Below are 26,216 nucleotides of genomic sequence, written 5' to 3'. Positions count from 1 at the left end.
GCCGACGCGGCCGACCCCGACGCAAGAAGGAGCCGACATGCCGCGAACGCTCATAAGAAAAAACCCCAGTAACTTTAAAACACTGCCGCTGTTCGTCGAAGCCACCCCCGAAGGCCTGAGCTACCAGAGCGTCGGTATGCCGCTCAACTTTGCCCAAACCTTACAACGACGCAAACCGGTAACCGTGGCGGACGCCGAGCGGTTTTCCCTGGAGCTGGCCAATCTCGGCGTTTCAGTGCGCCTGACCCTGCATTGGCAGAATCGCGATTACTGGGTACTGGTGCGCCAACGTCGGCAGGATCGCGGCGACGTGGTGCTCAAGCTGATTTCCGGTTACGTCCCGGCCCACGAGCTGAACCTGCCACTGCACACCGCTATCCAGGAAATCGCCGAAGAGTGCCTGCTGGAAACCCCGGAAGGCTGGCTCGGCGGTCGCTTCAACGACACTTGGCTGCCAGCGCCCTACTCTTCTGCCCTGCATTACCGGGAAGCCTTACCGTTTCGCCTGAGCCCGCTATCGGGTGCCGCCCGCCCGGTACGTTGCGCCACCATGCAACTGATCGAGCGCCCACGGGCCTACGTGCATTTGCCCACAGCTTCGCTGCAATTGATTTATGACTTGCGCCTGGAAGTGCCGAAAGAGGCCAAGTCCCTGAGCCTGTTTCATGTCGATGAGCGACTGGAGGGCGACCAGTTGGTGGCGCGACTGGACCGTCAGCGCCCCGACCTGTACCTGATGCCTCTCAAGGACGGCCAACCGAGCGCCGAGTTGTATACCTTGAAGAAGGATCAGCTCTATCCCGCCAGCACCCGCGGACTGTATCTGGCAGAAAGCTTTGCCCAGCAGGAAGGCTGGTTGGTACGCGACGAACGGATCAGGTGGAAGGACTGGCTCAGACAGCAGGGACTGAGCACACCCGAGAAAGAATCGAAGCTGAAACAATTGACCGGCAAGGCGCGGCAGATCTTGCGCAAGATGGTGCCGAAGAAGGCAAGCCGCTAACTAACGGCTTCACTCATTGCTCGGCACCACGACGGCCTTGAGTCAGAGCTGGAGCAACCGCGCCAACCCCACCTTCATTGGCGTCGGCGCCGGCAGTTTGAAACTTGCCAACAGGCGCTGATTGTTCGCCCGCGAGTGACGAATATCCCCCGACCGTGCCGATGTGTAGCTGACAGCCGGCAAGTCGCCAACCACTTCGACCAGCGCCTCCAGCACCTGCTTAAGGGTGGTGGTCTGGTTCCAGCCGACGTTGATCGCGCCCGCCGGGACTTCTTCGGCTTCAATCGCTTGCACCAGCAGGTCCACCAGGTCTCCCACATACATGAAGTCGCGGGTTTGCTCGCCGTCGCCAAACACGGTGATAGGCAGGCCTTTTTGCGCGCGCTCACTGAAGATACTGATCACCCCGGAATACGGCGAAGAAGGATCCTGGCGTGGTCCGAAGATATTGAAGAAACGGAAAATCACCGGTTCCAGACCATGTTGGCGACGATAGAAATCGAAATAGTGTTCACTGGCCAGCTTGTCCGAGGCATAAGGCGTCAATGGCGCCTTGGACGTCTCCTCATCAATGGAAGCACCCTCGCCATTGTTGCCATACACAGCGGCACTGGAGGCGAACACCACGCGCTTGACCCCGGCCTCGCGCATGGCCTCGCAGACATTCAGGCTGCCGATGAAGTTGCTCTGGTGAGTGCTGACCGGGTCGTCCACTGACGCCTGGACCGAGGCCACTGCCGCCAGGTGCACCACCGCACAAGCGCCAATGGCCGAGCGGGCAACCAACGCAGCATCGGCAACATTGCCTTCCAGCAACTCCACCCGAGCGTTGTCCATGGGCAGGTTGCTGCGCTTGCCAGTAGACAAATCATCGAGGATCCGCACCGCGTAGCCCTTGACGAGCAAGGCATCCACCAGGTGCGAGCCAATAAAGCCAGCACCGCCGGTGATCAGAACGAGAGGAGCATCAGCCATATCGGTAAAACCTATTAAGTAACGTCATTGCTGCGGATTTTTTCGACAATCGCGGTGGTCGAGCTGTTCTCCACCAGCCCCAGCACTTTGACCTTGCCGCCATAGGCATTGACGATATCGCCACCGACCACCTGGTCGACGGAATAATCGCCGCCCTTGACCAGTACGTCCGGTTTGACCTGCGCCAGCAGGTTTTCCGGGGTCCCCTCGGAGAAGCTGATCACCCAGTCCACTGCACCCAACCCAGCCAACACCGCCATCCGGCGGTCGACACTGTTGATCGGCCGGCCCGGCCCTTTCAGGCGACTGACCGAAGCGTCGTCGTTGACCGCGACGATCAAGCGATCGCCCTGGGCGCGCGCCTGCTCCAGGTAGGTCACGTGACCGGCATGGAGAATGTCGAAACAGCCATTGGTGAAGACAATGCTTTCGTTATGGGCACGGGCATCATCGACCGCCAGCAGCAACTGCTCCAGGCCCAACACGCCCCGCTCCGAACCTTCTTCACGCTGGATCGCGCGGCGCAGTTCCGGGGCACTGATGGCCGCCGTACCCAGCTTGCCGACTACGATACCCGCCGCCAGATTGGCCAGGGCCACAGCGTGGGGCAGCTCTTCACCGGCAGCAATCGCAGCCGCCAAGGTGGAAATCACTGTATCGCCGGCACCGGTGACATCAAACACTTCACGGGCCCGCGCGGGCAGGTGCATCGCCGGGTGATCCGGACGCAACAGGGTCATGCCGTGCTCACCACGGGTGACCAGCAAGGCGCCCAAGTCGAGATCGGCCATGAGTTTTGCACCCTTGGTCACCAGTTCGTGCTCATCGACACAGCCGCCAACGATGGTTTCGAACTCGCTGAGGTTCGGCGTGATCAGGCTGGCCCCCCGATAAATCGAGAAGTCCTTGCCCTTGGGATCGGCCAGCACCGGGATGCCCCGGGCCTTGGCGGCCTGGATCAGCATCTGGTGATTCTTCAGCGCGCCTTTGCCGTAATCGGACAGCACAAGCACCTTGATGCCTTCCAGTAACTCGTCAACCTGCTCGCTGAGAGCCAGGGCGTCGGTGGCGAAGGGTTCTTCAAAATCGATACGCAGCAACTGCTGGTGACGGCTCATGACCCGCAGCTTGACGATGGTCGGCTGATGGGCAATGCGCTGGAACAGCGCACGCACGCCAGCACCACGCAGGCTGTTGGCCAGGCTGTCGGCGGCTTCGTCGTCACCGGTCACACCCACCAGGGAGGCCGGGGCGCCGAGAGCGGCAATATTGAGGGCAACGTTGGCAGCGCCGCCTGGGCGGTCTTCGATTTGCTCGACCTTGACTACCGGTACCGGTGCCTCAGGGGAAATCCGTGAGGTACCGCCATGCCAGTAACGGTCGAGCATGACATCGCCGACCACCAAGACAGGGGCTTGATCGAATCGCGGCATGGACAACTTCATGGAGCAACCCACATACAAAATGAACAGGGGCGCGATATTACCACAGGGTGAGCGCTGGCTCGTTCGAGAGCTTTACCTGCAATGAATCACACCCTCGCACTGATCATTTTTTGAACAGATCGCCCAAGATATGCTGAACGGCATCAGACAATTCGAACTCATCGGTATTGATCTCACAGTCGGCCTGATGCGGCGCTTCATACGGACTGTCCAGCCCGGTGAAATCCTTGATACGCCCCTGTAATGCCGCCTGGTATAAGCCTTTAGGGTCGCGCCGGGCACAAATATCAAACGGCGTGCTGACGTAAATTTCGAAGAACTGTCCACGCCCAAACAACGCCCTGGCGGTGTCCCGATCGGCACGAAACGGCGAGATGGCCGAGACAATCACGATCAAGCCGGCGTCCACCATCAGGCGCGCTACCTCGCCAATACGGCGGATGTTCTCCTTGCGCGCCTCATTACCCATCCCCAGGTCATTGCACAAGCCGGTGCGCAGGTTGTCGCCGTCGAGCACAAAGGTATGGCGCCCTTGCTCGTTGAGTTTCACCTCCAACGCATTGGCCAGGGTCGACTTTCCGGCCCCAGACAATCCCGTCAACCACAGGCAACAGGGCTGTTGATGTTTGAGGGCTGCACGGGCGGCCACTGACAGTGACAACGCAAATGGGCGAATAGAGGCAAAACCGACTGAGGGGGACACATTATTCATAACCCAGGAGCTCGTAATCACGTTGATAGACACGTCTGACCAGACGGCGCGTGCGCAGGGAGCAAAATTCCCTGACAGGTTCCGGACGACGCTCAACGGAACCATTTAAATGAGGCAGGGCTGACGCAACTCCCAGGCGCTCGCACAGGTGCTGGAAATCTCGACCCAGATGCTCCTGGCGGCCGATGAAGTCCATGGCCATGTGCCCCATGGCGTCCACCAGAAAGTCGGTCTGCGGAGCAAAGTGAAGTTGGCGTCGCACGTTTTCCGGGTGCAGCCAGCGCGCGACAAAATCGTCGAAGTCCCGGTAGCTGGACACCAACACCTGAGCCTGATGGTCACGGGTACCCAAGTGGTTGCCCCGCAGAAAGGCATAGGCCGAGTAGGCACGTTCCAGAGGGTCACGAACGAAAGTGAACTTGAGGCTGCGCGAGCAGTGCTCGGGGAATTGCTGCTGGTACCAATACAACGGTAAATGCCCCGGCCTCCAGTTATCAAAGAGTGCAGAACAGACGCTACTGCCGGCGCACTTGGGGACATGGATGAACACGCAGGCATGCCGCCGAAAAGGCTCCGGAAACGCTGTGCCCTCAGACATGGACTTGTTCACGGCTTGGCGATCAACCACCGACAAGCGCGCCAACAGGAAAGCCCTTTGAGGTTTTGGAAGTAATTTCCAGAGAATACGTTGCAACATCCCATTACCCACGCGAGAGGGTTAACCCCCATCGTTCGCCATCAAGAACTGGGGGCCAACATAACAAACGAAGGGCGGGGAATTATTTGGCTTTGGTCAAGTGTGTAAAGATGCGGATACAAAGCCTCAGAGCGCGTTGCACGCCCTGGAGAATGACGGGGTGATTGGGCTCACCCCGCTTTTTTTCAAACGATGTCGACAGCCGCCGGCGCGTCGAGCCCCATGGCATTCAGGCGTGCGTAGTAGCCGTTCTGCGCCAGCAACTCTGCATGGGTCCCACGCTCGACAATCTGCCCCTGGTCCATGACCAGGATCAGGTCCGCCTTCTCGATGGTCGACAAGCGGTGAGCAATGACCAGGGTCGTGCGGCCTTTCATGACCTTGTCCAACGCCGCTTGAATGTGGCGCTCGGACTCGGTGTCCAACGCCGATGTCGCCTCATCGAGAATCAGCAACGGGGCATTTTTCAGCAGGGCCCGTGCGATGGCCAGCCTTTGCCGCTGGCCGCCCGACAACAGCACACCGTTCTCACCGACCTGGGTGTCGAGGCCCTGTGGCAACTGCGCAATGAAGTCCATGGCGAAGGCATCGGTGGCGGCCTTCTCGATATCCTCGCGAGGCGCGTTCGCCAGGTCACCGTAGGCAATATTGTTGGCCACGGTGTCACTGAACAAGGTCACATGCTGAGTGACCTGGGCAATATGCTTGCGCAGGTTCAACAGGCGGAAGTCTTCCACCTCGGTGCCATCCAGGAGAATTTCGCCCTTATCGTGATGGTAGAAACGCGGAATCAGGTTGGCCAATGTGGACTTGCCACTGCCGGAGCGACCTACCAATGCCACCATCTTTCCAGGCTCGACGCTGAAGCTGATGTCGTTGAGCACTTGGCGCTCGGTGCCTGGGTAGGTGAAGCTCAGGTTACGAATTTCAAGGTGCCCGGTCACAGCGTCCAGTTCAACGGTGCCGCGATCGACCTCTGGCTCTTCGTCCAGCTGTTCGAAAATGCTCTCGGCCCCTGCGACACCTTTCTGAATGGTCGAGCTGACTTCCGACAGCTGCCGGATAGGCTTGGGCAACAAACCCGCCAAAGTGATGTAGGCGATCATGTCGCCCGCCGAAGCATCGCCACGCAAATAGAGCGCCAGGAACATCAGGACGGCCATCGCGGTGTAAATCACCAACTGCAACATCGGTGTATAGATCGCACCGGTGCGGGTCATACGCAGCTGTTTGTCGGTATTGCCTTGGCTGGCCTTGAGGAAGCGCTTCTGCTCGTAGACTTCACCACCGAAGCTGCGCACGACGCGATAGCCCTGGATGGTTTCCGAGGCAACATGAGTCACGTCACCCATCGCCACCTGGATTTTCTTGCTTTGCTTGCGAAATTTCTTGCTGGCCGTGCTGACCATGACGGCGATCAGCGGAAGAATGGCGACCATCACCAGCGTCAGGCGCCAGTTCATGATCAGCAGCGAGGCGAACAGGAATATGACTGTCATGCCCTCACGGATAACGACCTTGATCGCATCCGTCGCCGCCCCAGTGACCATGGTGACGTTGAAGGTAATGCGGGAGATCAAGTGCCCCGAGTTGTGCTGGTCAAAGTAACGGTTGGGCAATACCAGCAGGTTGTTGAACAACTGCACCCGCAGGTCATGCACCAGCCCCAGGGATACCTTGGCCAGGAAGTAGTTACCCAGGAAAGAACCCAGGCCCTGCCAGGCGGCAATCAGCACGATCAGCAAAGGCACGGCCTGCAGCAATTGCAAGTCACGCAGGTAAGGCACCGAAGGAAACAGTACGGCCTGGGGGTTCGACAGCCCATCGACGAAATACTTGAGGATGTACCCAAGCATCGGTTGGGTCGAAGCAAAAATCAGAAACCCGACGATACTGATGAGAAACAACCCCGCGTAAGGCCGGACATAGCCGAGCAAACGGAAGTAGATTTTCAAGCTCGATGGGTCTGCGGAGAGACTGGAGTTGGTCATATCACGCGACAGTCGTTGGAAAGGATGCAGACTTTAGCACAGCTTCCCTGTCGGACCGGCACCAGCAAAAGCTGCTGTCGAGGGAACCGGACAAACGACAGCCCGCCCCCATTACCGTTATGATGGCCACTCATCTCGGCGACGAATTTCAAAGCATGCACCTCAGCGGCCTTAAAAATACCCCATATCGAATCTTCGACTTCATTTGCCTCTGGATCCTTCCAGCTGGTTTTTTCATGCTGTTGTGCGGTCTTTTTTTCCTGCCGGACCGCAGCGTTCTGCACAAATTTTATTATGGCCTGTTCAGCATTCCGGCCCTGATTGCCTTGCTGCTGCGACCCCGCGAGTTCAAAGAGCTGCTGCGGGAGCCTATTTTCATTGCCATGCTTTTATTCGTCGCCTGGGCACTCACGAGCCTGATGTGGAGCCCGCAAACCGACGGATTCCTGAGTGAAGCAAAGCCGCCGCTGCATACCGTATTTCTATTTGTCGGCTGCTTCGCGCTGGTTCGTTACCGCGAAGATATTCTGCGCCCACTGTTGTTCGGCGCGGCGGTCCTGGCGCTCGTTTTCACCCTGAAAGACCTCTACGTCTTTGCTCGAGGCTATAGCCCTGAATTACGAATGATTGGTGGCGGGGCCTTTGACAACCCGCTGCTGAGCTCCCATCTGTTTGGATTCTTTTGTGTTTACTGGCTCAGCCTGAGCATGACTTGCCGACGCCATGCCCTGCTCTGGCTCAGCCTTCCGGCAACCGCAATCATGTTTGCGGCCGTGCTGGCTACGGGCTCAAGAACCCCGCTCGTAGCCCTGACCCTGGCGGCCCTATGGATCAGCATAAACTGCTGGAACCGTAGATCGCTGGTACTGGCCGGCGTCATGGTGATCTGCACAGTTGTAGTCTCCGTTCTGCTCTCACAAATGCTGATCGAACGAGGCAGCTCCTACCGCTTCGACATCTGGCAACTGGCGCTGGGACAAATTGCCAGCACCCCATGGATTGGCCATGGCTTCGACGCGCCTTTCAGCGCCAGCCTCCCAGGCTTGGGGTATGTCCTGGAGGAGCCCCATAGCTTTGCCCTGGGCGTCCTTTATTACGTTGGCATCATCGGCTTTTTGCCGTGGCTGTTCATTCAGTTCAAAGGCCTGCTGACCTGCTGGCAACATCGCGCACAGCCGCTGTTCATCATGGCCTCGACCTGGCTGCTCTACGGTATCGGCGCAGGCCTCACCGAGGGCGGCGGTATTCTTGCCCGCCCCAAAGAACACTGGTTCCTCTTGTGGATTCCCCTATCACTGATCGTCGCACTGTCTATCAATGCTCGCGCCAAGCGCTTGCTCACCCTGCCGGTGAAGCCACTGAGTCGTTCGAGCGCTGAGGAAATGATGACCGATGCACAGGTGATCGAAGCCGACGGGCTGGGGCCGAAAGTGCTTAAGTTGAAGGACGGCAACTTTCTAAAACTGTTCCGCCGCCGCCGCTTCTACACCTCCGGCAGCTACAACCCTTATTCACAGCGCTTTGCTGCCAATTGCCAGCGCCTTCGCGAACTGGGCATAACGACGCCAGAAGTGCGGGCGCTGTATGACTTGCACGATGGGAGTAACGCCGTGCAATACCAACCCTTGGGCGGGCAGACACTTCGTCATGTACTAGGCTCGAGCAGCCCGACCGAGCGCCACGAACAGGTAACGCAGTTCGGTCGTTTCATGGCCCAACTCCATGAACAAGGCATCTACTTCCGTTCGCTGCACTTGGGCAATGTGCTGGTACTTGAAGCCGGCGGATTTGGCTTGATCGATCTGGCCGACATGCGGATTTACCCTTCGCCGCTGAGCCTGTCACTACGCCAGCGCAACCTGCGCCATATGCAGCGCTATGACGAAGACCGTGCCTGGCTCTTCGGTGAGCATCTGCACGCGCTACTTGAGGGGTATGGCACGAAGGCGTCGGTGCAGGCGGTTGAAAGCCTGCAAAAACAAATCCAGTCGACTCACTAGCGCAGCCGTTCAGCCAGGCGCTTGCAGATGCAGACGCCGGCGAAACCACCAGCGCCCACTCGAGGCCTCAGCTTTTCTCCAGGGGAGAAAAAAACATCCGCGCCAGCCCACGCCACGTCTTGCCGTTCCAGGCCTTCAGTGGAATCTGTGCCAGCACCTCGCGCGCCAACGCACGGTCGCGGTTAGAGGTTTTGAGGAACATCGAATTAAGAAACTTGTAGCGCACCTGGTCGTACAGCGGATGGTCGCTGAACAACGCATAGGTGCGCAGGATGCTATCAATCATGAAGCGATGATTCTTGTATGAATTGGTGGCATGTTTGCGATAGCGGGCCATCAATACATTCAACCCATCGATAAAGTACCCGGCATGGGTCACTTTCAACTCGATCAGCAAGTCTTCCAGACGGATCTCTGGATCAAAACCACCGACCTTATCCAGCGCCTCACGCCGAATCATCAACGTCGGCGCAGGTGGGTACGGCTTACGCTCCAGAAACATGTCATCGAAATCCAGACGCCTGAAAGGCACATCACGCCGCTGGCGCTTTTCAGGAAACAGTTCGCCCTCAGAATCGATCAATTCAATATTGCCGGCGCAGATGCCCACCTCCGGCTTGCCATCCATATGGGCCACCTGCACCGCAATCCGCTCAGGCAACATGATGTCATCCGAGCCAAACGGCACGATCAACGTCCCCTTGGACCGGGCTATCGCACCGTTGAGCGTGTTGGTAAGCCCTTGATTCTGCTGAACCTGGAAATCGAAAGCATGAGCCTCCTGCAGCCGACGAATGCGCTCAACACTGTCATCCGTCGAACCATCATCAATCACCAACAGCTCGATATTTGGGTACGTCTGATTCAACACACTCAGAATGCTCTCTTCGATATAAGGAGCATGGTTGTAAGACGCAATGATCACGGTGACCAATGGCTGATGTTCGTTCATACAGCGTTCCTGTGTGCTTGATTCAGTCCCGAATCGATCAAATCCAGATACTCCTGACGGAACACCTCGATGTCGTGCTGCTCCTGAAGGTAGCGATAAGCCTGCTCGCCCTTGGCGGCAAGGTCTTCATCCGAAAGCCCCAGGTAAGTGTCCAGCGCCTGCACCAGTGCAGGCACATTCGCCGGTTCTACCGCCAGGCCGCCCGCCCCTTCAATCAGTGGCAGCATCGCCGGCACACTAGAGGCAATGACTGGCAAACGCCCGCTCATGCCCTCAAGCAACGCCAGGCCCAGCCCCTCCGCCAGGGAAGGCATGGTCCAGATGTCAAAGGCCCGTACGTACTGCAGGGCATTTTCCTTGAAGCCCAACAGATGGACACGTCCGCCAAGACCCAATTGCTGGACTTGCGTCGACAGGCTGGACTCTTCACGACCCGCACCGATGATGGCGAGTTGCACGTGCGGGTACTTGTCCTTGAGCGCGGCAAACGCCTGCAGCAAATACGTATGCCCTTTCACCGGAACCAGACGTCCCAGCGCACCAATCAGGCGAACCGAAGGATCAATCCCCAACAGTTCCCGCGAACGCTCGCGGGAATGCTGCAATGCCTCTGCCTGCTCGATGTCGATGGCATTAGTGATTGCATACGTATTGGCGTCGGTAAACCCGCAGCGGCAATCCAGCAGGTACTGTTTCACCGCCGGAGACACACCGACAAAGCGCCAGTGTTCATCAATCAGGCGCTGTGCCTGTTTACGCCGATAAAGTCGGTCGTATTCGCCAAAGCCGTGAGAGATACCGATACACAGCGGCACTTTCAACCAGCGATTAAGCTGCAACATCATGTTGACCGGCTTGAAGCGGTTGCAAATGACGACGTCGAACTTTTCCTTGCGGCAGAACTGATAGAGCCGCCACATGGCCCGCAGCCTCAGACCCTTGAGGGACTTGTCGGAGAAGTCGAAGTAGACCGACGTGGCAGCACGACTGACCGGGCCCGCAGGCCCCGGCCGTCCGCGCAGGAAAGCGGCGGTGACTTCATAGCGGTCCGCTGGCAAGGCCTTGACGATCTGCTCGGCAAGGTCGGCAAAGTCATGGGATTTAACATTGTAGTCAGGCTGCAATTGCAGGACCTTGAACGGCCGACTCATAACTCTCCTCGATGGAAACCTGTTGCCTCAACGGCCCAGGACGACTCTCTGGCTAACGCGATCACGTCCTGAGGGCCAGGCTCCGCTGCCAGTGGTCAACGGCTTGCATTACTTTTACTTGTGTTTGATGAACCAAAACAGCTCATGCCGCCGGACGGCCTTGCGGAAAAACTCGTTTTCACCCCAGGGCGAGATAGCCCGGGCCGCCAGCAGACGCTGTATCAAACGGCGTAGCCGGCGCTTGAAGGGCGTCCTTGGCTGCAGGTCATGCATCATGCCCAACGACATCGCCTTGTCACGCTGCTGCTCCTCGGACAGGGGCAAACAATAGGGCTGCAACGTGTACGCGGGATCAAAAGAGGGCGGTAAAGCGATCCCCATACCCGTATCGCCCATCGGCCAGCGATCGTTGTCATGCAGATGGTTGGCATAACCGAGCAACGTGGTTGGCTGCCACGCCAGTCCCTGCAATGCCTCAAGTACCGCTTCTTGAGCGCAGATATGGTCGGGGTGTGGATCTAGCATCGGATGTGGCAGCACGATGACTTCAGGACGAGCCTTGAGCAGCAACATACGCAGGTCGGCCAGCAGATTATTCCAGGTCGGTTGACCATCGGCGTCTGCCGGCAACGGGAACGGGTTCAGTTGCCGAAACGGACGGATATCAGTCATCTCGGCTTCCCTGGAGGCCACTGCACGATCCGGCTCGGCCTTCATCGCCGCCAGTTGCAGGCAGAAGTATCCTAGTTGGACACAGTGCTCTTGCGGCACCCCCGCCCAGCGCGGAACCGCGAGACTGTCCCAGGCCCGCAGGCGCCCTTTGAGACGCGCGGCTTCAGCTTTCCCAAGCCCCATCTGCTGATAGTGCTCGGCTTCGATCTCACCAGCGGTCAAGGTCACAATCCAGGACTCCGCCGCCTGACTGTACAAGCCGAAGGCCGCAAGCTCAGCATCATCGGCATGAGGGGCAATGACCATCACTCGCTGACGACGAACATCGGGCTGGCGGAACACCGACAGCACCGGATCACCCTGCATCCGACAGAAACGACCACGCAGTTGCAGTTGTCCATCGGCCAGCGCTTTCGCCTGACCACTGAGGTTCAGATAGCGCAGGCCGTCAACGCCACGCTCGAACGTCTGGCGATCCAGATGCTCACCATCGGACAACTCGATAAAAGGGTCGATAAAGCGGCCCAGCCAGCCACTTCTGATCCGCAACGCCAGAATCAGTGTTTCGTCGCCTGACAGCTCCAGCGGTTGCTCCAACATCAGTCGCCCGTTGTCGAGGCGCACCTTGGGCTGCTCGGTATCGGTCGGGAAGTGGTATTGATAGTCGTCCGCGGGGGAGTAAAACAGATGATCGGCAAACCAGGCCTCATGCGCCACCCAGGCCAGGACCGCCAGCAACAATGGCAGCCACCAGGCCACCAACACGCCAACGCCAATCAGCAACAACAAACCGACCAGCAGCCCGATACGTTTATTGCGTCGATGACGCTTGAGCAATATCTGCTTGCGGCTCGGAGACTGACTCATACCTTGAACACCGGCACAGGATTGCACCAACGGTCCTTGTACTCGCGGTCAGCCCGACCGAATGAAAAGCGCAGCGGCTTGCCCAGCGTTCGCGCCTGTTCCCAGGCGCTTTGGGTATTGAGGAAACTCAGTACGCTGCCCGGGCTGAACTCACGGGTTTGAGGGTCGACACCGCCATTGATGTATTCGACGCTGATCCACTCCGGCGCCTCGACGCGATAGACCAGTTGAATCGCAATCGGCGCGTCATTGAGGAAAATCACCGAGCCAATTAACAGTTCGCGCAGCAATTCGATGACCTCGGCCATCCGCTCGGCACCGGTGGCCGGAAAGCCCCAGCGGCGCTGGAATAGATCGCAATAAATCGCCGCCAGCTCTGGGCTGGAAAACTCTCCCACAGCCCGCACGACGCCGCCCGCCTCTTCCAGCAAACGTAGTTCGCGACGCTGGTTGTAGCGAAACTTTTTCGACAGTTCTTCAGGGGTACGCGCCATGGCCAGCTGTTCGGCCTGTGGCTTGAGGCCGGAAAAACGGCCTTCATTCAGCCCCGACAGATAACGCGCGCGGTGGCGTAACGGCGCTTGGGTGTCAGCCGCGGCCGGCAAAATCAGCTCGGCATTGCCCAAGTCGAACAAACCTTTCTTGCCGTGGCGCTTGAGCACATCCTTGGACAAGGCCAAGTCCCGCCCCCAGGTAGCAACGGACGCCTTAAGCTCACCGCCCTGCTCCCAAGCCAGGTAACGCACCGGAATATTGGCCAACTGCGCCAGGCGCTCGACCACCAACGGGTGGGTCGCGACACTGCCGCCAAAACGCTGCCACGCCTCACTATAAGTAGGCGCGTCAACGACGGACCAGCCACGTTCGCGCCAGCCTTGGAATCGGTTGAGCATCAGGCCCTCGCAGCCAGTTCGGTCACTTGAGGCAAGCTCCAGAAAGTGTCGCGCACGGCCTGGTCCGAAAAGCGCTCATGCAAGCGTTCCAGCATCATCTCGGAACATTGCAGGCGCTGGCTACGGTCCATGGTGGCCAAATGTTGCAGCCCCTTGGCCAAATGCTCAGCATCGCCGAAGGGAAACAGAATCCCCACACCCTCGACCACTTCTCGCGCCCCGCCGCAGGCAGTCGCCAGCAACGGCACACCAGCGGCCATGGCCTCCAGCAACACCATGCCGAAAGGTTCGTTATCGGAGCTCAGGGCAAAGGCGTCGAACGCACGGAAATAACGACGCGCATCCGGCACCTGACCAAGAAACAGCACCTGCCCGGCGATATTCAACTCGCGCGCCAATTCCTTGAGGTCCTGCTCCAGACGCCCGGTACCGAGGATCGCCAGACGGCTCTCGGCTGGCAAATACGGCAGCGCCAAGGCAAAGCCCTTGAGCAACGTGGCTTGGTCCTTGTCCGGATGCAGACGGCCGACGTTACCGACCACCCACTCATCCGGCGACAATCCCAAGGCATCACGCGCCTCATCGACCGGCACCTGACTGGCCTGCAAGGCCTCGACATCAATACGGTTGTACAAGGTTTGAATCCGCGCCGCCGGCCACGCCGGCAAACAGCGGCGCATATCATCACGCACCGCATCGGACACACCGAGCAAGCTCAAACGCTTGCGGAAAAGCGTTGCGAACAGCCGACGACTGCGGCGCTGGTAGTCACCAAATGCATGGTGCACACCGATCACCGGCAGCTTGGTACCCAATATCGCGATGTAGATCGGCTTGAAGCGGTGGGCGATACAGAAACTGAAATTGCGCGAAGCGGCAATCTTGTGCAGCTCATTGATGGCCGCCAGCTTGAGCCCACGAATGGCCTTCGAGCTGAACTCCATGAACAATACTTCGTCAGACCCGCAGCCCGCCGCCACCTCGGGATCGGCAACCCCGGTGAGGAACACCGTGGTCACCTTATAGCCGGAGCCTGCGAACAAGCTGGCGTACTGCCGCGCGCAGTCTAGGAACGGCCCGTCATAGCCGTGGCAGAACTGCAGGACGTGGCGATCAGCCGACCGAGTCATAAGGGTCCACGCCATCCTTGACCACCAGGATGTCTTCCATGATCAGGTACTCCAGATCCGAGCCGAAGAACATGTTCAGTGCGTCAGTCGGCGAGCAGATCATCGCTTCGCCACGACGGTTGAGCGAGGTGTTCAGGGACACACCGTTGCCAGTCAGCACTTCCAGCTCTTTCATCATGTCGTAGTAACGCGGGTTGTATTCGCGCTTGAGCACCTGGGCACGGGAAGTACCATCTTCATGGACCACTTCCGGCACACGGGTCTTCCACTCTTCCGACACTTCAAAGGTGAAGGTCATGAACGGTGCCGGGTGATCGACCTTGATCATCTGCGGCGCGACGGTGTCGAGCATCGACGGGCAGAAAGGCCTCCAGCGCTCGCGGAACTTGATCTGGTGGTTGATCCGGTCAGCCACACCAGTGGCGCTTGGGCAACCAATGATCGAACGACCGCCCAACGCACGCGGGCCAAACTCCATGCGGCCCTGGAACCAGGCCACCGGGTTACCGTCGACCATGATCTTGGCAATACGCTGCGGGGTGTTTTCGATCTGGCGCCACACCGGTTTGCTCGGGTGCTTGGCACAGGCAGCGATCACGTCTTCGTTGCTGTAGGACGGGCCGAGATAGACGTGTTCCATCTTCTCCACCGGCACACCACGGGCGTGGGACACATAGGCGGCCGCACCCACGGCGGTGCCGGCATCGCCGGACGCCGGCTGCACGAACAGCTCCTTGACGTCATCGCGGGCAATGATCTTCTGGTTCAGCTTGACGTTCAGCGCACAGCCGCCGGCGAAGGCCAGCTTGCCGGTGTCTTTCAGGATGTCGCCCAGGTAATGGTCGATCATCTGCAACGCCAGCTTCTCGAACAGCGCCTGCATACTGGCCGCGTAGTGGATGTACGGCTCGTCGGCGATGTCGCCTTCGCGCTTGGGACCCAGCCACTCGATCAGTTTCGGCGAGAAGTAGAAACCCTTGCCCTTCTCTTTATAACGGCGCAGGCCGATGACGTTGGCGTAGTCGGTGTTGATCACCAGTTCGCCATTCTCAAAGGAGGCCAGGCGCGAGAAATCGTACTTGCTGGCATCGCCATACGGCGCCATGCCCATGACCTTGAACTCACCGTCAAGCATCTCGAAACCGAGGAACTCGGTGATCGCGCCGTACAGGCCGCCCAGGGAGTCCGGATCGTAGAATTCCTTGATCTTGTGGATCTTGCCGTTCTCGCCATAGCCAAAGAAGGTGGTGGCGTACTCGCCCTTGCCATCGATCCCCAGGATCGCGGTCTTCTCCTGGAAGCCCGAGCAGTGGTAAGCGCTGGAAGCGTGGGCCAGGTGGTGCTCAACCGGCTCGATCTTGATTTTCTTCGGATCGAAGCCCAGTTGCTCCAGGCACCAGACGATCTTGTTGCGATAGCGCTTGTAACGACGGTTGCCCATCAGGATCGCGTCGAGGGCGCGGTCCGGGGCGTACCAGTAACGCTTGGCGTAGTGCCAGCGCGCTTCACCGAACAAGCTGATAGGCGCGAACGGGATCGCTACCACATCAACGTCGGAAGGTTTGATGCCGGCCTGTTCCAGACAGAACTTCGCCGATTCGTAGGGCATGCGGTTCTTTGCATGTTTGTCGCGTACGAAGCGCTCTTCTTCGGCGGCCGCGATCAGCTTGCCGTCGATATACAAGGCTGCGGAAGGATCATGGCTAAGGGCGCCGGACAGGCCAAGAATCGTCAATGCCACAGGGGTCTAGCCTCTTTTAGTCTGCATGCAGGCGCGTCACGCCTGAAAAAAGTGTGCTCCCCGCCTGGGCGAGAAACAGCTAAAGGGCGGGATTATAGCGTAAAGACGTCCCGTGATGATCTAGCGTTTATGGCGACCGGTTGTCACTGCACCCTAGCGGAAGATCTCGATACTGCCGTCCTTGCTCTGCCGGTAGATCGTATAAGGCAGCACCAACGTATCCAGGACGCCTGAGGCGACAAAATCAATAGCAACCCAAGGAACCGAGTTAACGTGCTGAGCAGCCATATTCCCGTTGCTGTTAGGTTCGCCATTGAGGGAGCAGAAGTCATACACCACACCACTGTAAACACGCGGCACATTCTCACAGTGACTACGCAAGTCCTTAAGGTTCTGGCTCGCTACCGCGTCTTCTCTAAATACAGTATTGAGGGTGCCGCAGCCTGCAGTCGAAAGGGCAATCACGATGAGAAAGAGGTTCTTTACAGGATTCACGAGTAGCACCTTTTGACATAGGGCGGGCAGCTTAACCCAGGGCCGCGCAATGCGGGTACGCAGGCAAACGGCTGGAAGATCAATCGGCAAACGCTTGCTGAATCGTTAAACTTGCGCATTTCCCGCGCCAGCGCTGCGCGTCATGGATGTTGGCCTGCTCATGAAAGCTGTTACCCCCACTTGTTTCGCAATGTTGCTTCCCGGCCTTTTGGGGTTGTGCAACAACGCCCAGGCCGACGAATCCTCACTGGTCCTCGACCCCAGCGTGGTCATCGGTTCGCGCAACGCCAGCCCCAGCTTCGACCTGCCGTACTCCGTGGACAGCATCAGCCGCGAACAGATCAGCGACGGCCAATTGGGCATCAACGCCTCCGAAGCCCTGTCCCGCGTACCGGGGCTGGTGGTGCAGAACCGTCAGAACTACGCTCAGGACCTGCAGATTTCCTCTCGCGGCTTCGGCGCGCGCTCGGCGTTTGGCGTACGCGGTATCAAGTTGATTGCCGACGGCATCCCCGCCAGCACCCCGGACGGCCAGGGCCAGGCCGCCACCTTTAATCTAGACACCGCTGACCGTATCGAAGTACTTCGCGGCCCGGCCGCCACCCTGTATGGCAGCAATGCCGGCGGGGTGATCCAGATGTTTTCCCGGGACGGCGAAGGCCCACCGCGCATCGGCGCTGAAACCCTGATCGGCAGCGACGGCCTGAGCAAGAACCACCTGACCGCCGAAGGCTCAGCGAACGGCGTAGGCTTCGTCCTCGACGCCTCGCGCATGGACACCGATGGCTACCGCGACCACAGCAGCGCCCGCCGCGATCAGACCTTCGCCAAGCTCAACCTCAACCCCGATGACGACAGCAAACTGGCGCTGATCTACAGCAGCCTGGAGCAGAATGGTACCCAGGATCCTCTGGGGCAGGAGTGGGAGGCGTATAAAGCGGATCCACGCTCGGTAAGCAGCAAAGCCCTGGAATACAACACCCGAAAGAGCATTGATCATCAACAATTGGGGATGAATTACGAGCGGTACTTCGGCGATGCAACGTTGCAGGTCAATGCCTATACCGGCCGGCGGAGCGTCATCCAGTATCTGTCGATTCCAGGCGGCACACCTTCGGACAAACGCGGCGGCGTGGTGGATTTCGACCGAAAATTCTACGGCGGCTCGGTCCACTGGCTACAGCCCATCGCTGGTGCACCAGGCGACCTGACGATTATCAGCGGCCTGGATTACGACCGCAGCCAGGATGATCGCCAAGGCTACTCAAACACCCTGAACGGCGAACATGGCGTAAAAGGCGCGCTGGGCCGCGATGAAATCGACACCGCCACCAGCCTCGACCCGTTCGTACAGGCCAACTGGCTGCTGGGGGATTGGACCCTGCAAGCGGGCCTGCGCCACAGCACCATGAAGATGGACGTGGATGACCACTTCCTCAGCGACGGCAACGACAGCGGCAGCAAGACCTACCAGAAAAACACCCCGTCGGTCAGCGTGATGTACGCCTTCACTCCCGACCTGCATGGCTATGTCAGCGCTGGCAAGGGTTTCGAAACACCGACCCAGGCAGAGTCGGCCTATTCGACGACCTCAAATGGTTTCAACTTTGCCCTCAAGCCTTCGGTCAGCAAGCAGTACGAAGTCGGCCTGAAAGCACGGATCGGCCAAGACACTCGGGTCAATGCAGCTCTGTTCCAGATCACCACCGACGACGAGTTGGTCGTGCAGCAATCCATTGGCGGCCGCACCACCTACCAAAACGCTGGCCGCACCCTGCGCCGAGGCTTTGAGTTGGGCATCGAAAGCCAACTGAGCGAGCAGTGGAGCACCAACATCGCCTACACCCGCCTGCAGGCCACCTACGACAGCGATTTCGTGGGCGGCGGGAAACCGGTGGATAAAGGCAACTACCTGCCTGGTGTGCCGCAAACCACACTGTTTGCCGAACTGAACTGGAAACCTCGGGATTGGGTCAGCACCGCCATCGAGGGCATGTACCGCAGCAAGGTCTATGTCGAAGACACCAACCAGGCCCACCCAGCACCGGGCTACAGCGTGTTCAACTGGCGGGCGCGGTTTGAGCAGAAAGTGGAACACTGGACCTTTCACCAGACCTTGCGCCTGGATAACTTGCTGGATCGCCAGTATGTCGGGTCGGTGATTGTCGGAGATGGCAACGGCCGCTATTACGAGGCCGCGCCTGGTCGTTCCTGGTATATGGGAGCCGGTGCGCAATATCAATTTTAAGCGACGGTCGTACAGGCTGGAGACGGCTCTCGATGAGAGTCGTCTCCAGCGCTCTTAAATGAATTGCCTGACTCTCAAAGAGCTCACGCCATCCGGCATTATCGTCGCAGCTTGCGAACGTAGCCTCTTCACCTCAGCACCAATACGGGGCTCACCGAGAGTCTGCGTCGGGAGCCTATCGCTTTCTGGCTCCCAGCCTAAACTGAACCCCTCCGCCCCCATATTCACCAAGTGCTTCAGATAATATGTTTCATTCTTGGGTAGACACTCAAGATCCTTAGCTACTTGAAGCGGCAGCGAGCCAAACTTACCCGCACGTAGATCATCTGTTGAGATACCTTCTTCAGGGTCGACATGCACATTAGGAAAAAGGGCTTTCAAGTTGCGCGAAGCAGTAACCGATGCACTTTCAATACCCCCCAACTCCAAAGTCACTCGCTTCAGCGCTTCAGTCACAAAAGGCGGATCACCTACATCATAGGTTTTACCAGAAGGGTCTTCAGGCTCCCACACCAACTCCTCCTCGCCGCTCACCCCCAAGTAACTGCGCAGCGAGTAGTTCTGGTCTTTTGGCAAGGACTCCAGATCTTTAGCAATGTGAAGAGGGAGCGGATCAAATTTCCCTGCACGCAGGTCTCGGGCCGACAATCCCGCCGACGCGTCTATATTTGCGTTAGGAAACATCGAATGCAGAACGCCGCCGGGCCCATCATCATCGGGCAGGTCGAATGGGTCTGAGTTGCCACCGCCCCCCCTATCCACGCGAGCACTTGAATCGTGTCCGGGACTGTCCATATCTCGCGGGTTGATCCACGCAGAAAAATTTGCCAAAAATGCATTGCCGACTGAAAACATATATACATTCCTCGTGTTTTTAAAAACAAGACAAAGAAAACTAACCAACAAAAAACCACACTTGCTAGCCGACAACAAAACTACCGCCAAACAGAAAAACAACACACACTACTTTTCCAATAAAATGTATCCATCAAAACAGCAAAAAGCGGAAACCTGCCGTCAATAAACAAAACACACACAGAAAAATAAAACAGAAGAACACAAGAGTATTCAGTTTGTTAAATCGTAGAAAACCCCCACCCGGGCAGGGCGATCCATTCCGCAAGTAAAAATAATTTAACAACTGGAAATCAACGAAAGAGGACAGGCCAAAACGACAACAAGCAAATGCAAAAAACAATGCCTGAGAAGTACAACTTTCCAAACATATCAGCATAATTAAACACGATGGATAACTTCAGCTCGCTGCCTGCATTCGGGGTGAGCACCTGTGGTTGCAATGCTCCTCCCCGAAACGCTCAATCAGCTGACAAGCTCCACCTGCCTGGGCAACCGCTGATCAATCAGTCGATACAACGCGCTACTCTCTGGCCAGTTACGCATGAACCGCGCCCGATCCTTGGCATAGGCCGGGGCGAAACTGCTGACACTGCCGTGCTGGCACATCGAGTCCAGATCAATCAGTGTCCAGCGACCCTCGTGCCAGAACAGGTTATGGCCCTTGAAATCACCATGACTGATGCGCTCGCGAATCAACTCAGCGAACAAATGGTCCAGCGCCAACAGCTCGGCGTCAGGAGCCTCACCGTTTTCTACATACGGCGCAAAGCGCTCGATGATGTCTGGGCCTGGCAGGTACTCAGTGATCAGATAGGCCCGGCTACGCAGCCAGAAAAAACGCCTTTCCAATAAAGCCAGCGGCTTGGGCGTAGCAATGCCGAGGAAGGCCAGGCGGTTGCCTTCGCGCCAGGAGTGCCAGGCACGGCTCGGCCGCCAGAAGCGCTTGAGCCAATGGGCGAAACCCTTGATGTTGTAGCGCTTGATCACCAACGGGCGGCCAGCAACTTCGACCTTGGCCACACTGGCCGCGCCGCCGGTCTTGTACAGATGCCCTTGATCGAGCAAAGCGTCAGCCTGCTCCAGCACCGGCAGCATCGCCGCTTCTTCCTCGCGGCGAATCGCGCGCAAGGCGAAGGGCCCACGCAACACACTGAACAACGTGCATTCACGGCCAACCTTGCTCAAGAAATCCCGCAGGCGCCAGGCACTGACTTTACGCACCTGCTTTTGCAGGGCTTCCAGCGGCAATGCGTGCTCACCATTGCTCAGCAGGTAGTGCACCAACAATTCTTCGGTGTACGGTTCAAGGTTTTTCGGCAACTGGGCGAAAAACACACCGAGGTTTTCCAACACCCGGTTGCGTGACAGCGGTTTGCCCGCCTGCTCAACACGGATCCCTGCACCATCGATCAAATACAACTTGCCGTCCTGACGCAGCAGGTTGTCCAAGTGCAAGTCTTCCTGCCACAGGCCCTTGGCGTGCATTTGCCCAATGGCCGTCAAGGCCTCAGCGAGAACCTCCTGCTGCTCATCCGCCAACGGCGGCAAGGATTCGACGGCCTGCCAGGCGTCAGCCAGGCTGTGCGCTCCATCCAGGAGTTCGAACAACAGCCAGCCGCCCTCGCCTTCGTTCAGGCCATCGGCCAACAATTGCGGAGTCGTCAGGCCTTGCTCAGCCAGCAGGCGTACACCCTGCAACTCACTCTGAAAATGCCGCGCAGCCTTACTGCCAACCAACAATTTGGCCAGCACCGGACGCCCGCGCCAGACCGCCGCGCCCACATAGCGCTGCCCCGGCAATACCCGCAGCAGACTGAGCAATTGCAGTTGACCAGGTCCAGCCGCATCGGCCAGTTCCACGCTCAGGGGCAGGCTGGGAGTACGACCGGCGCCTTTCAGATCGGACAAACGCATCAACGCGTCTCCTTTTGACTGCGGCGGGCTGCCAGGCGCCGGCCCCAGGCGGCAACCAGTGAGCCGTCTTCAGGCTGATCAATGTAAGCCGCCAACAACTGTCGAATCTGCTCGTCAGACCATTGCGGAGCACGCCTGAGCAACGGTTCCAGGTCCTTGATGCGATCCCGCCAGCCGAACATCAGCGGACGCGTCTTTTCCAGGTCGATCAATTGCGCCGCAAAGCCGTCACCCGACGCCTTCAGGAAAATATGCTTGGGGTAAAAACAGCCATGAACCTGGCCCACGCTGTGTACCTTGCGCGCCAGCTGGCCGCAGGCCCGCAGGATCGCTTGCTGCTCGGCGTCGCTCAGTTGCGGCCATTGTTCCAGCAGCGAATCCAGGTCATTCCAGCCGTCCAGGGCACGGGTCAGCAATATTGCTCGATGCTCGCCGCCAACCTTGCGCTCGCCAAAAAAAGCCGCCTGCAACGCCGGGATCGCCAGCCGCCGATAGCGGCTGATATTGCGAAACTCGCGAGAAAACGTCGGTTCACCAAAGGGCCGATGCAGGGTACGAGTCAGATAGTTGCTCTGGCGCTTGAGGTAGTAGCCCTGGCCCTCAACCTCCAGCCGGAACACGCTGCTCCAGCCATCGCCACTGGTGTTCGGCTCGTCCACGGCCTCAAGCTGTTTAGCCCACAAAGCGTCAAAGGTACCCAGGCCGTTGCGCTCCAATAGAGTACGGTCTTCGGCCGCCAGGAAGTCACTCATTCGCGCCCCTCGAAAAACTTCACCACATGGCGAATTCGCTGTTTATCCGACGCGCTCAGGTGCGAGCGCTGACGGTATTGCAGGTAGAACCGCAGGCGCTGGGTGGCCGACAAGTGATACTTGGCGACCTTGTCCAGGCAGGCCAGGTCCTTGGTGATACGGTACTTGAGCCAGAACCCACGCCAGAAATCGCCGTTGGGACAGTCAATCAAATACAGGGTTTGCTGCTGATCGACCAACAGGTTGCGCCACTTCAAATCGTTGTGGGTAAACCGGTGGTCATGCATCGTACGGGTGTATTCGGCGAGCTGGCGGCTGACCTTATCCACCCACTTTGGGTCACGCAATTGCGGGTCCTTGCGCTCGGCCAGGACCGACAGGTCAGTTGTCTTGGGCAGCTCGCGGGTGATCATTGCCCCACGGTCGTAAGCCAGGCCCTTGCGCTTGAGCCCCCAAGCGACCACTTCAGCGGTGGGAATGCCCCACTTGGCGAAGCGCTTGAGGTTCTGCCACTCGGACCTGACCCGAGGTTTGCCCAGATAACGACGTAAGCCTTTGCCGGCACCGACATAACGCTTGACGTAATAATTGACCCCGTTGCGCTCGACACGGATGACTTCGGACAATGGATCGCACGTCAGCTGTTCACCTTGCAAGGCGAACACCGCTTCAAGGCTACCAAAGTCGTCCGCCAGGGCGGCATAAGCAGGTTCCAGGTTCCAACCCGCCATCAGAGCGCATCCCCGTAACGCTGTTTGCGGTCATAGAGCTTTTCCGCCTTGCGCTGTAACCACGAAAGCAATGCGCGCTCCTCTGCCAGAATCTGACGCAATGGCTGCTGGAAGTAGCCCTTGAGAAAGCGCAACTTGTCGCGCTGGGTCAGACCGATGTCCAGGGCGGAAAAGTACAGCGCCGCCAGGTCCTTGTTGCGCCAGCGCTGGCTGATGGCCGGCCGGGTCTGGGCGCGGTGCAGGTCGATTACCGACAACTTGAAGTCATCGGCGGTCACCGGTTTGTCGGTGTGCAACAGGAAGTGGCAGATGTAGCAGTCACGATGATTGACCCCGGCGCGATGCATCATGCCGGTCATGCGCGCCACTTCAGCGATCAATGCACGCTTGAGCCGAGGCTCTGGCGGCTGCTTGACCCAATCGATACTGAAGTCTTCCAGGCTGACGGTCGGCGCCAGCTCTTCGGTAACGATAAAAGAATGCTGGTCTGCCGGATTGCTGCCGCGCTCGCCGTAGGCAACTGCCGTCATGGTCGGTACGCCGACTTCTTGCAGGCGTTGAACAGCCTGCCATTCCTGGCCCGCGCCCAACACCGGCAGCTTGGCGGTCAGCAGGTTCTTGAAGATCTCGCCCCAGCCGATGCCACGGTGGATTTTTACAAAGTAGCCGCGTCCGTCCACCTCGGTGCGCAAGGTGCGCCGGGCTTCCAGTTCACGGTAAACCTGACCGTCCAACAACTCGACTTCGGCAAACGCATCGCGTCCGGCCCAAAGGGTCTTGAACGGCTCGGCAAGAATCAACTTCATCAGTGTTGCTCCGCCAGAATCACATCAGCAGCGTGCTGCGGCATGCTATAGAGGTCGGCCGTCTCGGCGAAAGCCAGACCATTACGGCTCCAGGCCGCGCGCTGTGGTGGATCGTTAAGCATCCGTGCCAAGTATTGATTGAGCTGGGCCTGTTCAAAAGGTTCATCCAGCACCAGGCCGCTGTCGGCCTCGGCAATGTAATGGGCATAACCACAGACCGCCGTGACAAGCACCGGCAGCCCGGCCACCAGGGCTTCGAGCAGCACAGTCCCGGTGTTTTCGTTGTAGGCCGGGTGAATCAGCAAGTCGGCGCCCAGCAGGAAACGCGGGATATCGCTGCGTCCCTTGAGGAACTGCACATTATCGCCGAGCCCTAAGGCAGCACTCTGCAATTGGAATACTTTGGGGTCGTCCTGGCCAATTACAAACAGCCGCGTACGTTTTTTCAGTTCAGCCGGGAGTGCCGCCAGCGCCTTAAGGCTGCGATCCACGCCCTTGGTCTTGAAGCCGGAGCCGATTTGCACCAGCAGCAAATCGTCCTCGCCCAGGTTGAATTCCTCACGGAACCCAGCGCGAATCTCAGCCGCGTTCGGCGGTGCCCGACGGTCCTGGGCGATGCCCGGCGGCAGCAAATGGAAACGCTCCAGCGGGGTGTCGTAATGCTTGATGAACAGCGGCTGCTGGACTTCAGAAATCATCAAAACTTCGGTCTTGGCGTCCTTGGCGAATACTGCGCGTTCATATTCGGCAAAGTGCCGGTAGCGGCCAAAGCTGCGGTACAGCGAATGACGCAGGTTTTGCGCCTTGTCTTCAAAGCAGCCGTCGGCGGCGTAGTACACGTCCAGGCCCGGCATCTTGTTGAACCCGATCAGTCGGTCCACCGGCCGCTTGGCCAGGTCGGCTTCCATCCAGGCACTCAGCTTCTCGTTACGCCGATGATTGAAGAACGCCTTGACCGGCGCCACCAGCACTTCGAAGCCTGGCGGTACGTCGCCTTCCCAAATCAGGGTGTAGACCCGGATCTGATGGCCGCGCTGCTGGCATTCCAGTGCAATGCGCATGAAGTCGCGCTGCAGGCCACCGAAGGGGAAATATTTGTACAGAACAAAAGCCAGTTGCATCAGCGCAGCTCCTCAGCCAGTAACAACGTGCTTAATCGGCTCGCGACACGCTCAGGGTTCAGACGAGTGAAACACAGGGGCCACTCGCGTTTGATGTCAAACCGGCGCTGATCATCAGCGGTCGGTTGATAGGTGCATTTCTTTTGCAGGCATGGCGCGCAAGGGAAGTCGCTCGCCAGATGGATCTGGGCCTTGCCGTAGGCGCCAGTCAGGCCAGGGTTGGTGGGGCCGAACAGGGAAATGGTCGGCACATCCAGGGCGGCGGCCAGGTGACCTAGACCGGTGTCCACCGCCACACAGGCCTTGGCGCTGGCTAGCACTCGCGCCACACCCGCCAGGTTCAGCTTGGGCAGCACTTCGGCATTACCCAGGCCTTGGGCCAATCGTTCGGCACGGGCTTTTTCTGTGGCGTTGCCCCAGGGCAGCTTCACGTCGACCCCCTGCCGGTCCATGCGCTCGGCCAGCTCGCGCCAGTAGGCTTCCGGCCAGTGCTTGGTGTCCCAGGTAGTGCCGTGGAGCAGCAACACGAAAGGCTTCTTCGGCGGCAGCCCCAGCAGTTTGTCGACGTTCAGGCCGTAGTCCCCCAAGCCCTTGGGCAAGTCATAACCCAGGGCGACGGCGAACAATTGGCGCAGGCGCTCCACCGCATGTTGTCCGCGGGCCACTGCCAGACGTCGGGAATAGAACCGCGCAGCCAGGGGCTCGCGAGCGGACTGCTTATCGAAACCGGCCACCGGTGCACGCACATAACGGGTCAGCCAAGCGCTTTTCAGCAGGCCTTGGGCGTCAATCACCAAGTCGTATTTAGTGGACTGGATACGCTGCTTGAAGCGCCGCCATTCGCCACTCTTGATGGTTTGCCAGATGTTCTTGCGCCAGCGGCGGATCGCCACCGGAATCACGTTATCCACAGCAGGATGCCAGGTGGGGATTTCGGCAAAACCTTCTTCCACCACCCAGTCAAAGCGAATCCCCGGGATCGCCCGCGCCGCATCGGTCAAGGCCGGCAAGGCATGGATCACGTCGCCCAGGGATGAGGTCTTGATTACCAGTACCCGCAAC

Annotated in this window: 22 protein-coding genes; 3 read left to right on the top strand and 19 right to left on the bottom strand. The window is 58.7% G+C overall.

Annotation, left to right across the window (positions count from 1 at the left end; translation table 11 throughout):
- Positions 1-37: 37 nt before the first annotated feature.
- On the top strand, positions 38-1,003 hold the full coding sequence (locus tag HKK55_RS28165; RefSeq protein WP_169357575.1) for a metal ABC transporter ATPase: 966 nt from the start codon (positions 38-40) through the stop codon (positions 1,001-1,003).
- 42 nt (positions 1,004-1,045) lie between these two features.
- Here the strand turns inward: HKK55_RS28165 and HKK55_RS28160 are convergent, their stop codons facing one another.
- The 5 genes from HKK55_RS28160 to msbA form a co-directional block, all read right to left on the bottom strand.
- Positions 1,046-1,978, bottom strand: coding sequence for an NAD-dependent epimerase/dehydratase family protein (locus tag HKK55_RS28160; protein WP_169357574.1), 933 nt, complete (start codon positions 1,976-1,978; stop codon positions 1,046-1,048).
- Positions 1,979-1,992: 14 nt separating this feature from the next.
- Positions 1,993-3,423, bottom strand: a complete 1,431-nt coding sequence (hldE, locus tag HKK55_RS28155; RefSeq protein WP_169357573.1) for a bifunctional D-glycero-beta-D-manno-heptose-7-phosphate kinase/D-glycero-beta-D-manno-heptose 1-phosphate adenylyltransferase HldE — start codon at positions 3,421-3,423, stop codon at positions 1,993-1,995.
- Positions 3,424-3,526: 103 nt separating this feature from the next.
- Positions 3,527-4,135 (bottom strand): adenylyl-sulfate kinase, encoded by a 609-nt coding sequence (gene cysC / locus HKK55_RS28150; RefSeq protein ID WP_169357572.1) that lies wholly within the window; start codon positions 4,133-4,135, stop codon positions 3,527-3,529.
- A complete protein-coding gene (locus HKK55_RS28145; protein WP_169357571.1) occupies positions 4,128-4,832 on the bottom strand; it encodes a sulfotransferase family 2 domain-containing protein in 705 nt (234 codons plus the stop codon). The genes cysC and HKK55_RS28145 overlap by 8 nt, the downstream gene beginning before the upstream one ends.
- Before the next feature lie 185 nt (positions 4,833-5,017).
- A complete protein-coding gene (gene msbA, locus HKK55_RS28140) occupies positions 5,018-6,823 on the bottom strand; it encodes a lipid A export permease/ATP-binding protein MsbA (protein ID WP_169357570.1) in 1,806 nt (601 codons plus the stop codon).
- A gap of 155 nt (positions 6,824-6,978) precedes the next feature.
- On the opposite strand from msbA, the gene HKK55_RS28135 reads away from it, so the two are divergent.
- Positions 6,979-8,823 carry a bifunctional O-antigen ligase/aminoglycoside phosphotransferase family protein gene (locus tag HKK55_RS28135; RefSeq protein ID WP_169357569.1) on the top strand — a complete coding sequence of 615 codons (1,845 nt, stop codon included), beginning with the start codon at positions 6,979-6,981 and terminating at the stop codon, positions 8,821-8,823.
- A gap of 67 nt (positions 8,824-8,890) precedes the next feature.
- Here the strand turns inward: HKK55_RS28135 and HKK55_RS28130 are convergent, their stop codons facing one another.
- From HKK55_RS28130 to HKK55_RS28100, 7 genes are all read right to left on the bottom strand, one after another.
- Positions 8,891-9,775: a glycosyltransferase gene (locus HKK55_RS28130; protein WP_169357568.1), complete on the bottom strand. Its 885-nt coding sequence runs from the start codon at positions 9,773-9,775 to the stop codon at positions 8,891-8,893.
- Positions 9,772-10,926 carry a glycosyltransferase family 4 protein gene (locus tag HKK55_RS28125; RefSeq protein WP_169357567.1) on the bottom strand — a complete coding sequence of 385 codons (1,155 nt, stop codon included), beginning with the start codon at positions 10,924-10,926 and terminating at the stop codon, positions 9,772-9,774. The genes HKK55_RS28130 and HKK55_RS28125 overlap by 4 nt, the downstream gene beginning before the upstream one ends.
- 114 nt (positions 10,927-11,040) lie before the next feature.
- A complete protein-coding gene (locus HKK55_RS28120; RefSeq protein WP_169357566.1) occupies positions 11,041-12,465 on the bottom strand; it encodes a PIG-L deacetylase family protein in 1,425 nt (474 codons plus the stop codon).
- Complete coding sequence (locus HKK55_RS28115) at positions 12,462-13,358, bottom strand: antimicrobial resistance protein Mig-14 (protein ID WP_169357565.1); 897 nt, start codon at positions 13,356-13,358, stop codon at positions 12,462-12,464. The genes HKK55_RS28120 and HKK55_RS28115 overlap by 4 nt, the downstream gene beginning before the upstream one ends.
- Positions 13,358-14,488, bottom strand: coding sequence for a glycosyltransferase (locus HKK55_RS28110; RefSeq protein WP_169357970.1), 1,131 nt, complete (start codon positions 14,486-14,488; stop codon positions 13,358-13,360). The genes HKK55_RS28115 and HKK55_RS28110 overlap by 1 nt, the downstream gene beginning before the upstream one ends.
- Positions 14,472-16,229 (bottom strand): carbamoyltransferase, encoded by a 1,758-nt coding sequence (locus tag HKK55_RS28105; protein WP_169357564.1) that lies wholly within the window; start codon positions 16,227-16,229, stop codon positions 14,472-14,474. The genes HKK55_RS28110 and HKK55_RS28105 overlap by 17 nt, the downstream gene beginning before the upstream one ends.
- 153 nt (positions 16,230-16,382) lie before the next feature.
- Complete coding sequence (locus HKK55_RS28100) at positions 16,383-16,724, bottom strand: YceK/YidQ family lipoprotein (protein WP_169357563.1); 342 nt, start codon at positions 16,722-16,724, stop codon at positions 16,383-16,385.
- 160 nt (positions 16,725-16,884) lie between these two features.
- On the opposite strand from HKK55_RS28100, the gene HKK55_RS28095 reads away from it, so the two are divergent.
- The gene (locus HKK55_RS28095) at positions 16,885-18,972 is read left to right on the top strand and encodes a TonB-dependent receptor (protein ID WP_178128866.1); all 2,088 of its coding nucleotides are present in this window, start codon (positions 16,885-16,887) and stop codon (positions 18,970-18,972) included.
- Between the two features lie 54 nt (positions 18,973-19,026).
- On the opposite strand, the gene HKK55_RS28090 is transcribed toward HKK55_RS28095, so the two are convergent.
- From HKK55_RS28090 to waaC, 7 genes are all read right to left on the bottom strand, one after another.
- Positions 19,027-19,827, bottom strand: a complete 801-nt coding sequence (locus HKK55_RS28090; RefSeq protein ID WP_169357561.1) for a hypothetical protein — start codon at positions 19,825-19,827, stop codon at positions 19,027-19,029.
- Between the two features lie 465 nt (positions 19,828-20,292).
- Positions 20,293-21,744, bottom strand: coding sequence for a lipopolysaccharide kinase InaA family protein (locus tag HKK55_RS28085; protein ID WP_169357560.1), 1,452 nt, complete (start codon positions 21,742-21,744; stop codon positions 20,293-20,295).
- Positions 21,744-22,496, bottom strand: a complete 753-nt coding sequence (locus HKK55_RS28080; RefSeq protein ID WP_169357559.1) for a lipopolysaccharide kinase InaA family protein — start codon at positions 22,494-22,496, stop codon at positions 21,744-21,746. The genes HKK55_RS28085 and HKK55_RS28080 overlap by 1 nt, the downstream gene beginning before the upstream one ends.
- Entirely contained in the window at positions 22,493-23,227 is a 735-nt protein-coding gene (locus tag HKK55_RS28075) for a lipopolysaccharide kinase InaA family protein (protein WP_169357558.1), read from the bottom strand. The genes HKK55_RS28080 and HKK55_RS28075 overlap by 4 nt, the downstream gene beginning before the upstream one ends.
- Positions 23,227-24,033: a lipopolysaccharide core heptose(I) kinase RfaP gene (gene rfaP, locus HKK55_RS28070; protein WP_169357557.1), complete on the bottom strand. Its 807-nt coding sequence runs from the start codon at positions 24,031-24,033 to the stop codon at positions 23,227-23,229. The genes HKK55_RS28075 and rfaP overlap by 1 nt, the downstream gene beginning before the upstream one ends.
- Positions 24,033-25,154 carry a glycosyltransferase family 4 protein gene (locus tag HKK55_RS28065; RefSeq protein WP_169357556.1) on the bottom strand — a complete coding sequence of 374 codons (1,122 nt, stop codon included), beginning with the start codon at positions 25,152-25,154 and terminating at the stop codon, positions 24,033-24,035. Before HKK55_RS28065 ends, rfaP begins: the two co-directional genes overlap by 1 nt.
- On the bottom strand, positions 25,154-26,215 hold the full coding sequence (gene waaC / locus HKK55_RS28060) for a lipopolysaccharide heptosyltransferase I (protein ID WP_169357555.1): 1,062 nt from the start codon (positions 26,213-26,215) through the stop codon (positions 25,154-25,156). Before waaC ends, HKK55_RS28065 begins: the two co-directional genes overlap by 1 nt.
- Between the last annotated feature and the right edge of the window lies 1 nt (position 26,216).

This window comes from Pseudomonas sp. ADAK18, from assembly GCF_012935695.1.
Classification (GTDB): Bacteria; Pseudomonadota; Gammaproteobacteria; order Pseudomonadales; family Pseudomonadaceae; genus Aquipseudomonas.
The sequence above is the reverse complement of the archived record's forward strand: the minus strand, read 5'-3'. Positions and strand labels throughout refer to the sequence as shown.

Excerpts from the sequence above, each read along its gene's own strand:
- msbA (WP_169357570.1), bottom strand. The coding sequence starts at position 6,823 with ATGACCAACTCCAGTCTCTCCGCAGACCCATCGAGCTTGAAAATCTAC.
- HKK55_RS28080 (WP_169357559.1), bottom strand. The coding sequence starts at position 22,496 with ATGAGTGACTTCCTGGCGGCCGAAGACCGTACTCTATTGGAGCGCAAC.
- HKK55_RS28095 (WP_178128866.1), top strand. The coding sequence starts at position 16,885 with ATGAAAGCTGTTACCCCCACTTGTTTCGCAATGTTGCTTCCCGGCCTT.
- cysC (WP_169357572.1), bottom strand. The coding sequence starts at position 4,135 with ATGAATAATGTGTCCCCCTCAGTCGGTTTTGCCTCTATTCGCCCATTT.
- HKK55_RS28110 (WP_169357970.1), bottom strand. The coding sequence starts at position 14,488 with ATGACTCGGTCGGCTGATCGCCACGTCCTGCAGTTCTGCCACGGCTAT.
- HKK55_RS28085 (WP_169357560.1), bottom strand. The coding sequence starts at position 21,744 with ATGCGTTTGTCCGATCTGAAAGGCGCCGGTCGTACTCCCAGCCTGCCC.
- HKK55_RS28125 (WP_169357567.1), bottom strand. The coding sequence starts at position 10,926 with ATGAGTCGGCCGTTCAAGGTCCTGCAATTGCAGCCTGACTACAATGTT.
- HKK55_RS28165 (WP_169357575.1), top strand. The coding sequence starts at position 38 with ATGCCGCGAACGCTCATAAGAAAAAACCCCAGTAACTTTAAAACACTG.
- HKK55_RS28065 (WP_169357556.1), bottom strand. The coding sequence starts at position 25,154 with ATGCAACTGGCTTTTGTTCTGTACAAATATTTCCCCTTCGGTGGCCTG.
- HKK55_RS28075 (WP_169357558.1), bottom strand. The coding sequence starts at position 23,227 with ATGGCGGGTTGGAACCTGGAACCTGCTTATGCCGCCCTGGCGGACGAC.
- HKK55_RS28090 (WP_169357561.1), bottom strand. The coding sequence starts at position 19,827 with ATGTTTTCAGTCGGCAATGCATTTTTGGCAAATTTTTCTGCGTGGATC.
- HKK55_RS28160 (WP_169357574.1), bottom strand. The coding sequence starts at position 1,978 with ATGGCTGATGCTCCTCTCGTTCTGATCACCGGCGGTGCTGGCTTTATT.
- rfaP (WP_169357557.1), bottom strand. The coding sequence starts at position 24,033 with ATGAAGTTGATTCTTGCCGAGCCGTTCAAGACCCTTTGGGCCGGACGC.
- HKK55_RS28145 (WP_169357571.1), bottom strand. The coding sequence starts at position 4,832 with ATGTTGCAACGTATTCTCTGGAAATTACTTCCAAAACCTCAAAGGGCT.
- HKK55_RS28130 (WP_169357568.1), bottom strand. The coding sequence starts at position 9,775 with ATGAACGAACATCAGCCATTGGTCACCGTGATCATTGCGTCTTACAAC.
- HKK55_RS28115 (WP_169357565.1), bottom strand. The coding sequence starts at position 13,358 with ATGCTCAACCGATTCCAAGGCTGGCGCGAACGTGGCTGGTCCGTCGTT.
- HKK55_RS28120 (WP_169357566.1), bottom strand. The coding sequence starts at position 12,465 with ATGAGTCAGTCTCCGAGCCGCAAGCAGATATTGCTCAAGCGTCATCGA.
- hldE (WP_169357573.1), bottom strand. The coding sequence starts at position 3,423 with ATGAAGTTGTCCATGCCGCGATTCGATCAAGCCCCTGTCTTGGTGGTC.
- HKK55_RS28135 (WP_169357569.1), top strand. The coding sequence starts at position 6,979 with ATGCACCTCAGCGGCCTTAAAAATACCCCATATCGAATCTTCGACTTC.